Source organism: Microvirga sp. VF16 (assembly GCF_016864375.1).
GTDB lineage: Bacteria > Pseudomonadota > Alphaproteobacteria > Rhizobiales > Beijerinckiaceae > Microvirga.
In genome coordinates this window covers 710,747-724,686 of the sequence record NZ_CP069355.1, presented here as the reverse complement: position 1 = coordinate 724,686, position 13,940 = coordinate 710,747, and the positions used below count along the sequence as shown (strand labels likewise).

Genomic DNA, 13,940 nt, shown 5'->3' with positions numbered 1-13,940 from the left:
ATTTGATCCTGGTTGAGTGAGGTCGGAATGAGCTATCACACGCGTTAAACAGTTGATACGCCCATTTGCATCGCCCTTCTGGTTTGCGTGGTTCGTGGCCACTATTCCGCTGTGTTCCACTGTGGTTTCATGCTCACCATCATCCATTCATTCTGCAGGTCATTATACCCGGACAGAGCATCGCTGGTTAGGAGCTTCGCGTTCATGTCCGATCCCCGCGTTCCTGCTGTTCGATATCGCGCTTATGACGGGCCAAGGCCATTAGTCGACGGTCGCGCCAAGCCATTCTTTCGGACAGATCGGACGCCGGTAGCACGCTTCGGCGTTGCTGCTCCACCTGTGCGATGAGGTTTGGGCTCCATGGCTGATCGTGAGACCGGGAGGCTGCAATGCGCTGATATAGTGAACCTAATCGCTCAGCATAGTCGGCCACGCCCTGAGGTGCGTTGAGATCGATGGTTTCAAACGGTCCTATGAAACTCCAGCGCAGTCCAAGTCCCTCGGAAATCGTCTTGTCCACGTCATCTACGGTCGCAAGACCGTCCTCGACAAGGGACCAAGCCTCTCGCAGAAGGACACCTTGCAGTCGGTTTAAAATGAACCCTTCGACTTCGCGTGTCATTTCCACGGGCGTCTGTCCAACCTTTTCCATTAGGCTGCGTGTCCAGATTATGGTCTCTTTTGCGGTCCATGGAGCTGGGACGAGTTCTACGATCGGTGCTAGATAAGGCGGATTGACCGGATGGGCGACAAGACAACGTTCGCGAAAACCCACATGGTCAGTATAGGCTGAGGCAGGAATCCCGGACGATGAACTCCCAACGATCGTGCCGGAGGCTATCAGTGGCTCCATTTCGGCGAACAAGGCGCGCTTGACGTCGACGCGTTCAAACACGCTCTCCTGCACATAGGATGCCTCCGCAAGGCTATCGGCGAGACTGTTTCCTAAGTGGATCCGCGCGAGGGTGGTCGACGGATCCTGAACCAGTTGGAAACGCGCAAGGTCATCCAGTCTGCGCGATATATCCTGCTTGGCGCGGGCGCCTGCGCCGTCTTGCGCATCAAAAAGCATTACTTCACAACCAGCACGGGCGAAGACGATGGCCCACCCACTTCCGACCAAGCCGCAACCGACAATCGCAATTTTTTCGGGCACTAGATATCTCCCTTACAGGCAGAGTGATTGGTACATGAATATTGGGTCTCATTATTGAGCAACGGCAAACTTACCGCTCCGCAACACGAGAACCAACGGCCCAACGTTTGGGTTGCCGTTTCATCTTGGCTCAGCTTCATTCTGCGAGGGTGATCCGACGGCCTTGAATGCCGAGAAGCCAGCCCCGACTTTCGGCAAGATCAGGATCCTACGGTGGTCGAAAGAAGCGTACCAGCCTTGTCAGGACTGAAAATTGCAATTTGATAGGTTCTATTGACGGATTGCAGCGAAACGTCTTCAGAGTTGAAGGAATCGTGCATCAGTGCAGTCAAAAGGGGTAGGAAGCGAAGCGTTGCAGCCTTGGCTCGGACTTGGGGGTACCGGAGGCAGGGTCCGTTCACTTACGGCTCCCGTTGCTCCGGTGGCGACACCCTTCGGGTCGTTATCTCGGCTTGGGCCTTGCATGGCTTCGGACACGCTCTCTGGAAACATCCAGTTTCAAGGGATTGGGCTGGGCCAGTGCCTCAAGCACGCTTGCCAGGCGATCGACTCCTTGTTCGATCTCTCGCTCACTGAGACTGGCGTAGCCCATCACCAGACCGACGATGCCCGGATGGCTCGCAGGAACTGCCGGATCATAGAGGGGACTGACTGGGTACAGACCGAGGCCCGCGGCGGCGGCCCTGGCGAGAAGCTCGTCCTCCCGTTCCCTGGGTAAGCAGTTCAGCCACACGACAACGTGCAGGCCCGCGTCAGCACCGACAACGGTGACGTCGTCCCTCAACCTCGTCGACAGGGATGCCAGCAGCACTGCCCGGCGCTCGCGGTTCCTGCGCCGGGCGCTGCGCACATGCCGCTCGTAGGCGCCGCTCACGATGAGATCGGCCAGCGCGTCCTGTTCGAGGGCGGGTGAGTGCCGGTCCGACAGCCGTTTCGCCCTGACCAACGCGTCCCGCAGCCCCGGCGGCACGACGAGGTAGCCGAGGCGGAGGGTCGGCGAGAGCGTCTTTGAGACGGTGCCGAGATAGAGGACGGTCTCGGCCCCATCTAGCGCCTGCAACGCCGGGAGCGGCGCGATGTCGTAGCGGTACTCGCTGTCGTAATCGTCCTCGATCACGTAGGCGCCGCTCCGGCGCGCCCATGAGAGCAGTTCCCGCCGGCGGGTCGCCGACATCACGCCGCCGAGCGGAAATTGATGGGACGGCGTGACATAGGCCAGCCGCGCCTCGCCGAGATCCTCCGTCCGCATCCCCTCGCCGTCCACGTCGACCGGCAGCGGCATGGCGCCGACAGCGCTGAAGATCTCGCGGGCCGCTCCGTAGCCCGGGTTCTCCACCAGAACCCCGTCTCCCGGATCGAGCAGCAGCCGGGCGCACAGGTCGAGCCCCTGCTGCGACCCGTTCACGACCACGATCTGGTCGGGATCGCAGCGCAGGCCCCGGGCCCGCCAAAGATAGCCTTGAAGCGCGGCCCGCAGCTCGGACGACCCGGCCGGATCGCCGTAGCCCAGACGCGCCGGGCGGCGCAGGATAGCGGCATTGATGGCCTTCCTCCATGCCAGCGTCGGGAAATCGGCGGCCGCCACGTCGCCGTACCGGAAGTCGGCCACGAGGCGGCCTGGGACCCGGGGGGCCGGTGCCGGAAGGTCAAGCACCCTCTGGCCGAAAGCCGAGAGGCGGGCCGTTGCCGGCCGGAAGGTCTGCGGCGGCGGTGCAGTGGGGCTCGGTCCTTGCACCACGGTTGCCCGTGCGCCCTGCCGGGTCTCGAGATATCCTTCGGCGATGAGTTGCCCGTAGGCGGCGGTGACCGTGGTGCGCGACACACCCCATTCGGCGGCGAGCGCCCGCGTCGAGGGCAAGCGGGCTCCCGGTCCATGAACGCCCCGCCGGATCTGGTCCTTGATCGCCTCGCAGATCTGGCGCGTGACGGTCATGTCTTCGGATAACTGGCCCACCAAATTGCTCTCGAACTGGCTATTCCCTGCGGGCCAGATTGCAGGCACTCCTCTGTGCAGGCAAGGAGACCCGCCGTGTACATTCCACCCGCCTTCCGCGACGACGATCCCGCCAGCCTGCATGCCACCATGCGGGCATCGCGGCTGTCCAACCTGGTCAGCGCGACCCAGCACGGCCTGATCGCCACGCCCCTACCCTTCGTCCTCGACGAGACGGAGGGAGAGCATGGCGTCCTCTACGGGCACGTCGCCAAGGCCAATCCGCAATGGAAGACCCCTCCCATCGGCGAGGCCATGGCGATCTTCATGGGACCGGACGCTTACATCACGCCCTCTTGGTATGCAACGAAGCAGGAAACCGGCAAGGTCGTGCCGACCTGGAACTACGTCGCGGTTCATGCCTATGGTCCGGTCGAGTTCTTCGAGGATCCCGAGCGGCTGCTCGACGTGGTGACCCGGCTGACGCGGCTGCACGAGGAGCCGCGGGCTTTTCCCTGGGCGGTCAGCGACGCGCCGGCCGACTTCATCGGCTCGCAGTTGCGCGGCATCGTCGGGGTGCGCCTGCCGATCACGCGCCTCGAGGGCAAGCGCAAGATGAGCCAGAACCGCTCGGAGGCCGATCGCCATGGCGTTGCCGCCGGCCTGGCCGAGAGCGAACGGCCCTTGGACCGTGACGTCGTGAAACTCATTCCGGTGGGGATGCCATGACTACGGATCTGCACCAGATCGGTCTCGTCTACACCGCGTACGTGATCGCGGCAGCCAGTCCCGGCCCCAGCAACATGGCGATCATGAGCATGGCCATGCGCCAGGGCCGTACGGCCGCCCTGGTTCTCGCGGCGGGTGTCGTCACGGGCTCTCTGTTCTGGGGTGTGCTGGCGGCAACCGGCATCTCCGCGCTCCTGGCACGCTATGCGCATGTGCTGGTGATCCTCAAGGTCCTGGGCGGTGTCTATCTGCTCTACCTTGCCGTCAGGGCGGCCCGGTCAGCCCTGACACCCGATGGCACCGGCTCCCCGTCCGCCGATCACGAGAAGGAATTGAGGTCCGCCCTGCTCTACCGCCGCGGGCTTCTGCTCCACCTGACGAACCCGAAGTCGGTGCTGGCCTGGATCGCCCTCATGACCCTTGGTCTCGGCCCGGGAGCGACCGGGCCCACGGTGGCGCTCATCCTGAGCGGCTGCGCCACCCTCAGCGTCACCATCTTCTGCGGCTACGCGGTGATGTTCTCGACCAGGCCGATGGTCAAGCTCTACGGCAGGGCGCGACGCTGGATCGAGGGAACCCTGGCGGCCTTCTTCGGCATCGCCGGCCTGCGCCTGCTGCTGTCCCGCTCCTGAACCAACTCGCCTGAGGTCTCATATGACACCATTTCAAGGATTGTCCGCCTTCCCGATCACGCCGACCGACGCCAACGGCAGGGTCGACACGGACGCCCTGGGTCGCCTGCTGGAGCGGCTCCATGCGGCGAGGGTCGACTCGATCGGCCTGCTCGGCAGCACCGGCGGCTACATGTATCTCACCCGGGAGGAGCGGCGGCAGGCCATCGCGGCTGCGGTCGGCAGCATCGGAGGCAGAACCCCTCTCATCGTCGGCGTGGGGGCGCTGCGGACGGACGAGGCGGAGACCCTGGCGCGGGATGCGGCATCCGAAGGCGCCGATGCGCTGCTGCTGGCGCCCGTCTCCTACACGCCTCTGACCGAGGAAGAGGCTTACCAGCACTTCGCCGCTGTGGCGGCGGCCACCGACCTGCCGCTGTGCATCTACAACAATCCCGGGACGACCCATTTCACATTCAGCGATGCCCTCCTGGTGCGCCTCGCTGCGGTCCCGAACATCAGGGCGGTGAAGATGCCGCTGCCGAAGGACATGGAGTTCAAGGCGGAGTTGGACCGTCTGCGGCAGGACAGCCCTGGCGACTTCGCCATCGGCTACAGCGGCGACTGGGGCGCGGCCGATGGGCTGCTTGCCGGCGCGGACGCCTGGTATAGTGTCATTGGCGGCCTGCTCCCGGACCCCGCCCTCAGGCTGGTTCGGGCTGCACAGGCCGGAGATGTGGCCGAGGTGCGCCGCATCGACAGCCACTTCCAGCCGTTGTGGGACTTGTTCAAGAAGTTCGGCAGCATCCGCGTGGTGTATGCCGCCGCCAACATCCTCTCATTGTGCGAAGCCCTTCCGCCGCGGCCCATCCTGCCCCTCACCGACGCCGATCGTGTGCGGGTGACGGCAGCGCTGCATGCATTGTCAGGGCTGACGCAGCGATGAACAGTTAAGCATCCTCTTTGAGCGGTATGGGCTGGCTGTGCGGCCCTGAAAGTCTAGTGGGGCTGAGCTGACTTGGACGGTGAAGGCGCATATGATGCTCGTCAAGGACAGCACTGGCTGCCTGGGCCTCCTCACGGAACTGTCTCTTGACCGCTCGGGCTCTCGCTCCCAGCCTCGTGCTCCCACCTGGATCTTATAAAGGCTTGAGCGACGGCTTTAATGTCCTGGTGCAGAGATTGCAGGCGGCGCGTCCACCGTTACGATGGCCTCGTCCTTGGGCTTCCTGGCTTTGGCGGGTGCGATTGCAAATGCTGATCGCTGGAGCATGGGGACTTCAAGAGCCCTCGCAGCCACCGCGGGGAAGATCTGTTTGGCCCTCAAAAGGCGGCGGATCTAGTCATCATCGCAAGTCACCCGCTCCGCATTGTCGAAGCTCAGGTGGCCGGCAACGAGAGATCCCGATACCCGCGCCGCCTGAGCTGCGCGACTACCCGATCGGGTTGACGCCGTGCTCGGCTAGGATCTCGACGAAGTCCTGCTCTGACACTTCGCCGGTCAGCACGTCAACGATGATGGCGCCGAACTTCTCCGTATCCGGGGCGATCAGGTGGTAGCCGTTGACCGCTAGGAACAGGAACGCTGCACCGAGGGCCGTACGCTTGTTGCCCTGCGCGAAGGGGTGATTACGGGCGATCCCGAACAGCAGCGACGAGGCAAGGACCACCATGTTGTCGTCGCCCTCGTAATGCCAGAGGTTCCGCGGCTTCATTAGCGCAGCCTCAAGGGCGCCCTCACTGAGCAAGATGTGGGGCTCGCCCGTCTCGGCGACTTCCTGTCTGTTGAGAGCGACGACGACTTCCAGCGGGAGCCAGCGCGGCTCGACCCTATTTGGCAAGATAGGCCCGGGTCTTGGGATACTGCTTCATGAACTCTTTGATGAGTTCATTGTAATCCACATCCCCCTGAACCAGCCGCGGCGGACGCGCGACAAGCTTGCCCTTCGGCGTTCCAGCCGGGGCAGCCTTTGTGAACGTCTCTTTCCGCTTCGAAACGGCCATTAGGGTCTCCTCGGCCTGGTAAAGCGCCACGCCAAGACGGGGTTCCAGGGTTGTTACACCGCTATATTGGTACCGTCTCGCCAAATTTCGAGCAAGCTCCAACATTTCTAAGCGTGGCCTTTAGCTCTTTTGACCTGTCACAGATCCCCCTATCGCCGCCGCTAGCTAACTTGACGCCACCGTTCAACCCCCCCAGAGGCGAAGTCACACCTGGACTGCCAGATGGATTTCTAAAAGGAGGCCCCTCGCTCCAAATGCCCCGCTTACTCCCAGTGCGTAATCGGGGCAATTTGGGGGGCCGGGGCCTCAGGCGGACCGGATTACGAGATTGGCGAGGGGTGGGATCTTTGGCTGAGCCCCATTCAGCCCAAGTCGATCCCCGAGATAGTCGAAGAAGGACAGTCCAAGCTTCCGGCAGGTTTTCGAGAGCCCCAGCATCACATCCCGTGCCAGTCGGCCATCCACGCTCATCGTGCCGCCGGAGACCTTGCGCTTGGTCACCCAGGCCCGCAGATCGTTCTCGGACGCATTGGTGTGCAGTGGGATTTCCGGACGCTCAAGCACCCGCAGCAGTTCGCTCTTGCGCCGCGCCAGGCGGGCGAGCAGTTCGTCGAGTTCCTTGTAGCCCGTGCGCTGATTAAAGATCCGGTTGAACTGGCGCCGGAATAACGCCTCGGCGCCCGCTGTGGGGCTCTGCTTCCACAGCTTCAGGCTACGATAGAAGCACCAGATGGTCTCGCGGACCAATTCCACCGCTTTGGCCTGCTTGGGCGAGGCCGGCATCAGCTTTTGCAGGTGGCGCTCGGCGTGAACCCAGCACAGGGCGTGCTGGGCAACGCGGAACTGGCCGGCATCGTCGGAGACAACGACGGTGTTGTCCATCAGTCCGTGATGCCGGATCGCCCCCCAGGTGGCGGCTTCGTTCAGCGTCTGGAGCAAGGGCCGGTCGAAGATGTTGATTGAGCACCGCGCCAACTGTTCCAGCCATTCCAGATCCGAGCGGAACACTTGGCCCTGGAGCTTGGACAACCGAGCGACCACGGCAGCCTCGACAGATTGTGCGCGCAGATAGTCCAGCGCGGCCTCGTTGACGACATAGTCCTCATGACCGGCCCGCAGCAGCGACAGGAAGTTCAGGCGCGATTTCGATCGGCTGGTGCGGAAGACGCAAAAGCGCTCGCCGCCGATCTGGGTGGTGACACCCGGGCGGCGGGCATGCCGTGCACCGGTGTCGTCAACCGTGATGTACGGCGAGGAAGTCAGGCCCGTCTGCAGGACCGCGCGGTCCTCCTGTTCGAACAGCTCCAGATCGGTGGTCAGCAGACGCACCACCTCCCGCTTGGAGATCGACAGGCCGATGCCGTTCAGCAGATCGGTCAGGCGCTCGGTGGTGACCTGACCTTGCGTGTGCAGGGCGAGGCAGAACCGGCGCACGCCGGGCCCATACCCGCCAGTGACGCCAACTGGCAATGGCGCGATGATGGTCTGGCCTTCGGGCGTCACCCAGCGTTCCCGCTTGTAGCGCACGACCTCCGCGGTCAGGATTAGATCCCGCTGCACCACCGTCTTGTAGCCTTTGAAGCGCGAGCCAGGTGGCACCTCGACCTGCAGCGTGACCTCGCGGGTGACCCGATCCCGTTTGGCGCCGCGGCCTGGACGCCGTCCCGAACCCGTGGGCCGCGGCTCGGTGGCTTTCTCCATACCGGACGGTTTGAACGGCGGGCGTGGCGGCAGGTGCTTGAGCCTTGCGATCTCATCCTTCAGGGCCTGGTTGTCGCGGCGCAGGTTGCTGTTGTCGAGGCGCAGCTGCTCGACTTCTTGCTCCAGTCGATCGATCTTGCCGGCCAGATCCGAGACCAACTGGCGCAGGGCCGTCGAGGACAGAGGCTTGCTGGACCTACCGGGCGGCGATGTCATGCCGGGATTGAATCATGAATGCCCGTTTGGAGGAATCCCTGCCCCCCAAAATGCCCCAGTTACCCCAGTGCAACTAGATCCCCATTACACTAACACTTTGTAATTGCAACGTTTCGTGCATACAAATGAACTCAAGTGGCAGTTTGCTTCGCTGTGGTATGAGGCAGTTCGCTGCGTGGTTCTGGTATAGATGATGGCCGCTCATCAGCGTCTTAATTAGGAAGGCCACTGAAAGCCTCGCATTGCTAGAGGAAACTGCCAAAACATTAATTTTTAAGGTGTTTTCGCCGCCACTGGTGAGGCCGTTCCCTCTGCTGGAGGCCGTCAAAACGGCTCAAGCGGCGTCTTCAAACGATCAGTTTAAAATGTCCCGATCAATGTACAAGAGGTTGCGGTGACTGCGGTGATCAGAAACTCATGCCAGGGATCATGCCCCAAATCGCAAGATGGCCCATCAGCTGTGGACCGCGTCATGTCCAAACGCAGTTGCGCCACGGAGCGCTCAAGAGTGTCCCAGCCTATCCTCGCAAGCGCAGGTTCGCTCTCAGGAGCACGCTCGGCGCCCCGCAACTACTCCAACTCCGCCTAATTAAACGTCTTGACATCCGCCTCCCGTTTACGCTGGCGCTGAGTATGAAGTTGTAGCGGAATCAAAATGCAAGATTGAGCCAGAATCAGACCAGATCCCCCCAGAAAACCGTGCTCCTGTTAACTGGCAGTCCCTTCCCGCTGCAATTCGAAGGCCGCTAGAAGCTCTGGTAGCCTGTCGAGCAGATACTGACCAAATGCCGGAACGACCTTTTCGTCGATCTTCAACACGGTGGCGGAACTGGTGCGCTCAGCGCGTGCGAATTGCCGGCCCTTAGAGTCCTTAACAGTGATGGGACCGCCTACTGCTTTAGGTACAGTGAGAGCCTTCGCGACAGCGGCAAAGCGGGCATCACTGTCAAGCGTCATGAGGCTGTCAGATGCGGCGGCTGTTTCCGCTTTCTTGATCTCCGCTTTTCCTTTCAGCGCATCTGCAAGTACCATCCAGGAGCGCCGTCCGGTCTTGGGAGCAGGGCCAATTGCGTCGATCAGAGACGAAGGAATTCGCGCAACGATCGATAGCATCGTCGAGAGGTCCGTCTTATGAACCGACAACGCTGCTGTGATCGTTAGGCGGCTGAAGCCTTTGCGTTCGAGATGATGTGCAAAAAGCGCTCGCTCGATGAACGACAAGTCCTCTCGTTCGTTGTTTTCTTGGCCCTGTGCAATGACGAGTTCTTCGTCGGTCAGATTACGGACAATCGCACGAACCTGGCGCCCGAGTTCCTTTACCGCTCGCAGGCGCCGGTGTCCGAATGCAACCTGATACCGGCCCTCCTTCTCAGGATGCGGCCGCACGAGAATGGGGATGTGCTGACCGTTCTCGCGGATTGCCTCGACGAGACGCTGTTGGGCCTCATCGGTACTTGGCAAGCGATCGGAGACAAACGAGGGATCGATCAGTGTTGGATCGAGGTCGACAACGGTCTGCCCTTGCGCGAGCTTCTGCTCGATTTCTTCCGCGCGCTGTGCCTTGGCCTGAAACTCGTTGAGCGATTGGCCCAGCGCACCGACAGGACGCGCAGACGAATCGGTGACCAGACCTGGCGCATTTAGGAGCGGCCGCAGACGGTTTCTAGGAGAGCGGGCTTCGGCGTCACCGGCCGGCTGCTCAATCGGAGCGTCTTCGGGTGCGGACCTTGCAATCAATATTCCCTTTCTCATGCTGCGGCCCTCCCCCAGGCCTTATTTATGAGCGCCTCAATTTCGGCATTTACGCTCGTGACGGACTCGATGGCGCGATCGTATGTCGCGCGAGTGAACTGCTGGCGGTCTACTTCAAATAAGGTCTGGTTCGTGATGCCGGCGTCTGACACCGCCGTACTCTTGAGCATCGGATGGTTGAGCACAGCTGATCCGAAGATGGATCGCAGGAACGCGACCATCTGGTTCTGTGGTCCGTCTCCAGGCTCGAACCGAGTGATGAGATAGTTCATGAAATCAAAGCTGCCCGATCCGCCAGCCTTTCCAATTTCGTCGAGAAGATCGCCCGTCATGATGAGGAATTGATTCATCGACATGACGTCAAGCATTTGCGGATGCACGGTGATAATCACGCCCGTCGCGGCGCTGAGCGCAGAGAGCGTCAGGTAGCCGAGCTGCGGCGGGCAGTCGATCACAACCACATCATAGAGATCCTGCACCTCCGCGAGCGCTTGGCCGATGCGGGCGAAGAAAAGAGTGTCGCCGGCTTTGCGAGTCATGAGCGCGCGAGGCGTGTCATGCTCGAACTCCATGAGCTCCAGATTGCCTGGGATGAAATGGAGATCAGGAATGTAAGAGGCCTGCACGATCGTGGAGATCGGCCGGCGCTCATTGTCATACCGGAGCGCACCGTAAAGCGTTTCGTTAGGCCCGACGTCAAGTTCAGGTTGAGTGCCAAACAGCGCTGTCAAACTTGCCTGCGGGTCGAGGTCGATGGCCAATACACGGTAGCCGCGGAGGCCAAGAAATTGGGCTAGGTGCGCGGTCGTTGTCGTCTTTCCGCTGCCACCTTTGAAGTTCATCACTGAGATGACCTGCAAGTGTTCGCTTTCAGTCCGATGGGGAAGATAACGACGCGAGCCACGCGAGCCTTGGTCTAGGACTTTCCGGAGCTCGTGAATGTCCTGAACCGAATAAGAACGGCGGCCATTCACTGTCAGAGGGACAGGCCCCCTCCCCTCTGAAGCGACCTGGCGAAGATACCCCTCATGGATGCCTAACAGTTTAGCGACCTCTGACGGGGAAAAGTTGCGGATCGTCTTCTCAGACGAGGGCGGAAACGAGCTCTGAATATGGAGCTGTAATTGCTTGGAGAGATCAGCGGCATGAGCCTGGACGACGGTGCGAAGTTCTCTCGGCTTTGAACTCTCGGCGCTCTGTGTACTAGGCACGCTGTTTTCCCCTTTGTTCGCATCTGCGGAATTGAGAGCAGATTGCGCATTTTTCCGCAGATAGCAAGCTACGCCGATTCGAGCTGCCGGAGCAATTCTTTTAGTGTTAACAGAGTGTTAATGCCAAGAGTGATTGAAACTCCTTTGTTTGCCAGGACAAATTTCAGCGGCTGTTGAGCGTGAGGTCACGCCGCTCGGTTTTGCGACCTGAAGAATGAGCCGTACAAGGGCCGCCTGAACGTTTTCAGGAAAGGAGAGCAACTGTCTCGGTCTCTAATTTGAGATCGCGCACGAGATGGAACTCGTAAAGGGTAGTGGGATTATCCAGCGATTAGGGTAAACGGTCCATATCATTATTGTACGAAAGTGAACTCGCGAGAATGCATTCGCGATTTCAACTGATCACATGGGACATAACATTTGTGACCAGCTCGACCGTCCACTCCTCAGGTATTGAATTCTTCCTGCCAAGCAGCGTTCGGAAGAGGCCCTGCATGAATAACGCCCCTTCAGCGCTGGTGAGGCCCAACGAAACCAGCTGACGAAAATCGTTCCTTGCAAAACATTCTAATTCTCGCGGAGCTCGGCGCGCAAGTTCACGATGCTTGTGTTCGTGCCTCTCTACGAGAACAGCGTCGTCGGCTTAGCCCATCCTCCTCCATGGGCAAATGACCGTGAGCGACTGGAGCCGCCCTTGCATAGTCTTCAGTGAGGTACTCCATGTGCATCGGTCGAACAGGATCTGCAAGGCGATTGTAGTCCGCAGGTCAGTCCATTCTAAGCGCTGGTCCTATTGAGGAACACCGCAGTGCAGTCTCAAGCTGCTCAAGGGAAAGATTTAAAGGTGTCAGGGCTGGCGCCCCCTCCCCCGACATCAGGTTTGGAGCTTTTCTTGAGATGGCTGCGCTGATGGGTTCTGACTGGCCTGCGGCTGGCGCTCGACATCAAGGCTTTTTTCCGGAACTGCGCGCTTAACGCCGACGTGTTGGCCTTCCTCGTTTGTCAGCTATTGCATCCCCTCGCGACGAGCGCTGGTGAGAGAGGCAACAGCCCACTCGTTCATTTTCAGAGGTTCGAGGCGGCTCCAATCAAAGCGTTCCCGGAGCCGGTCTCTCGGTCATCACCCCGATCGTCGATGAACGAAGCAAGGAAGCCGCTAGTACCTTCTGCTTGGGTTTGCCGCGGCAAACTGACGAGGCAGGCAAGGGCACGGGCCGTGACTCATTCGGCGACTGCCAGCGAGTGGACGAGAACTTCGCGGTCCCGATTCGTCCCTGTCGGCAGGCCCGTGAGCAAGTTCCCTCCGTGGCCTGAGGATAGGCCACCTCGCCCTTCTTTCCCTTTATCGCGGTACGGAGCTTGTCCTCGTCCCCTGGCTCGATTCTTCCACCGAGTTTGTCGATCGGGGGAGCTGATCCTGGCTGTGAAATGTTGGTTATCTCCGCACGATTTGGCGGCAATGTTATCCCAGCCAGAACAAATATGAGCATGGCACAGAAGGCCTGCTATTTTCGCGAAGCTACCGGCGTGCACCTGTCAGATGTCGATTTCTATGCAACGACCTATGAGGCAGCTAGCTACGGAATGCGACCGGAATTCATCTCCCAAAGTTTGCCGCAGCAAACTTTCGTCACTACCCGAAAGCGATTAATAATGACGAACTCGCAGAAGCATCAAGTGCTAAACTGCACCCGTGTGCATATGGCGGTCCCAAGACGATAGGCTCCCTAAGAATGGGTTACCCCGGCCGCCGAAAATTCAATCCAACCTATTTGACGAGGATCAAATCCGCCCGCGCGACGAACCTTCACAAAAGTAACAGAGTCCAAAGAGTTTGCGCGGGAAGCTTGTCTTCGTCGCCTCTTTTCGGATCCATCGTGTTTAGCTCACCATCGGACGTTGGATTTGATCAGCGCACGAGGGCCTCGGCCACGCAACGGCCCTGATCGGTGTAACGTCAGTCATGTAACATGGGTTGAAAAGTTTGCCGCGGCAAACTTGCGCCGCCTTCAGAAGAGTCTGCCGTGGAGAAGCGACGTCAGAAGGTCAGATGGAAGACCAACCCGCTCGCAACGCTCGTTGCTTACTCTCGGGGTCAATTTTTTATTTAGATGATCAGTTCGCACGAATAGCATCACTCACGAACCCAAATAGGTGGCACAACATTGGCAGTTTGCTACGGCAAACTTTCGTCCAAGCATCGAACTTCGTGCGTGTGGCGTGGCGCGGGCCCTGCTTATCTGATAGATTGTAACTGAAGGCTAATTGCAATCTCGTCTAATGGTCCGCATCGCCTACATATCTGACCTCTATCTCGACAAGCGAACCAAGCCATCACTCTTAAGTACGCCTGAAGGCAGGTTCCAGGATCATGAAAGCCTTCCTTTACCGCAGCGGACATGTTCGTCTTGACCGGATAAGCACTCAGATCCCGATATCTGGTCCTAGGCGATTGTACGGATTGAGGGCCAACCCGGCATGCCGCGATCCACGTAAGCGGAGATCGAGACTTTTATGGTTCGCGCTTTCTGAAGGATGGTGGCGAGGTGTTCACAATCCAAGGATGTGACGTCTATCGCGGCAATTAATCCGGGCTTGTAAAGCCGGAACGCCATTCTGGAAGCCAC

10 protein-coding genes are annotated in these 13,940 nt (G+C 60.1%); 3 read left to right on the top strand and 7 right to left on the bottom strand.

Annotated features, from left to right (window positions below):
* Positions 1 to 202: 202 nt before the first annotated feature.
* Both JO965_RS28895 and JO965_RS28890 read right to left on the bottom strand, forming a co-directional pair.
* Positions 203 to 1,156: a 3-hydroxyacyl-CoA dehydrogenase gene (locus JO965_RS28895; RefSeq protein WP_203444375.1), complete on the bottom strand. Its 954-nt coding sequence runs from the start codon at positions 1,154 to 1,156 to the stop codon at positions 203 to 205.
* A gap of 442 nt (positions 1,157 to 1,598) precedes the next feature.
* Positions 1,599 to 3,089 (bottom strand): PLP-dependent aminotransferase family protein, encoded by a 1,491-nt coding sequence (locus JO965_RS28890; RefSeq protein ID WP_203445535.1) that lies wholly within the window; start codon positions 3,087 to 3,089, stop codon positions 1,599 to 1,601.
* Positions 3,090 to 3,185: 96 nt separating this feature from the next.
* On the opposite strand from JO965_RS28890, the gene JO965_RS28885 reads away from it, so the two are divergent.
* From JO965_RS28885 to JO965_RS28875, 3 genes are read left to right on the top strand one after another with little or no spacing between them, the layout of a single operon-like run.
* Positions 3,186 to 3,818, top strand: a complete 633-nt coding sequence (locus tag JO965_RS28885; protein ID WP_203444374.1) for an FMN-binding negative transcriptional regulator — start codon at positions 3,186 to 3,188, stop codon at positions 3,816 to 3,818.
* Complete coding sequence (locus tag JO965_RS28880) at positions 3,815 to 4,450, top strand: LysE family translocator (RefSeq protein ID WP_203444373.1); 636 nt, start codon at positions 3,815 to 3,817, stop codon at positions 4,448 to 4,450. Before JO965_RS28885 ends, JO965_RS28880 begins: the two co-directional genes overlap by 4 nt.
* Before the next feature lie 22 nt (positions 4,451 to 4,472).
* Positions 4,473 to 5,375 carry a dihydrodipicolinate synthase family protein gene (locus JO965_RS28875; protein ID WP_203444372.1) on the top strand — a complete coding sequence of 301 codons (903 nt, stop codon included), beginning with the start codon at positions 4,473 to 4,475 and terminating at the stop codon, positions 5,373 to 5,375.
* 487 nt (positions 5,376 to 5,862) lie between these two features.
* On the opposite strand, the gene JO965_RS28870 is transcribed toward JO965_RS28875, so the two are convergent.
* From JO965_RS28870 to repA, 5 genes are all read right to left on the bottom strand, one after another.
* Positions 5,863 to 6,270 (bottom strand): type II toxin-antitoxin system death-on-curing family toxin, encoded by a 408-nt coding sequence (locus JO965_RS28870; RefSeq protein ID WP_203444371.1) that lies wholly within the window; start codon positions 6,268 to 6,270, stop codon positions 5,863 to 5,865.
* Positions 6,260 to 6,433, bottom strand: coding sequence for a hypothetical protein (locus tag JO965_RS28865; protein WP_203444370.1), 174 nt, complete (start codon positions 6,431 to 6,433; stop codon positions 6,260 to 6,262). Before JO965_RS28865 ends, JO965_RS28870 begins: the two co-directional genes overlap by 11 nt.
* A 306-nt stretch (positions 6,434 to 6,739) precedes the next feature.
* Positions 6,740 to 8,350, bottom strand: coding sequence for a transposase (locus tag JO965_RS28860; protein WP_203444369.1), 1,611 nt, complete (start codon positions 8,348 to 8,350; stop codon positions 6,740 to 6,742).
* 708 nt (positions 8,351 to 9,058) lie between these two features.
* Complete coding sequence (gene repB, locus JO965_RS28855) at positions 9,059 to 10,102, bottom strand: plasmid partitioning protein RepB (RefSeq protein ID WP_203444368.1); 1,044 nt, start codon at positions 10,100 to 10,102, stop codon at positions 9,059 to 9,061.
* Entirely contained in the window at positions 10,099 to 11,313 is a 1,215-nt protein-coding gene (gene repA / locus JO965_RS28850) for a plasmid partitioning protein RepA (RefSeq protein WP_203444367.1), read from the bottom strand. The genes repB and repA overlap by 4 nt, the downstream gene beginning before the upstream one ends.
* Between the last annotated feature and the right edge of the window lie 2,627 nt (positions 11,314 to 13,940).

Coding starts and splice junctions, on each gene's coding strand:
- JO965_RS28875 (WP_203444372.1), top strand. CDS start 4,473: ATGACACCATTTCAAGGATTGTCCGCCTTCCCGATCACGCCGACCGAC.
- JO965_RS28860 (WP_203444369.1), bottom strand. CDS start 8,350: ATGACATCGCCGCCCGGTAGGTCCAGCAAGCCTCTGTCCTCGACGGCC.
- JO965_RS28865 (WP_203444370.1), bottom strand. CDS start 6,433: ATGGCCGTTTCGAAGCGGAAAGAGACGTTCACAAAGGCTGCCCCGGCT.
- repB (WP_203444368.1), bottom strand. CDS start 10,102: ATGAGAAAGGGAATATTGATTGCAAGGTCCGCACCCGAAGACGCTCCG.
- JO965_RS28880 (WP_203444373.1), top strand. CDS start 3,815: ATGACTACGGATCTGCACCAGATCGGTCTCGTCTACACCGCGTACGTG.
- JO965_RS28890 (WP_203445535.1), bottom strand. CDS start 3,089: ATGACCGTCACGCGCCAGATCTGCGAGGCGATCAAGGACCAGATCCGG.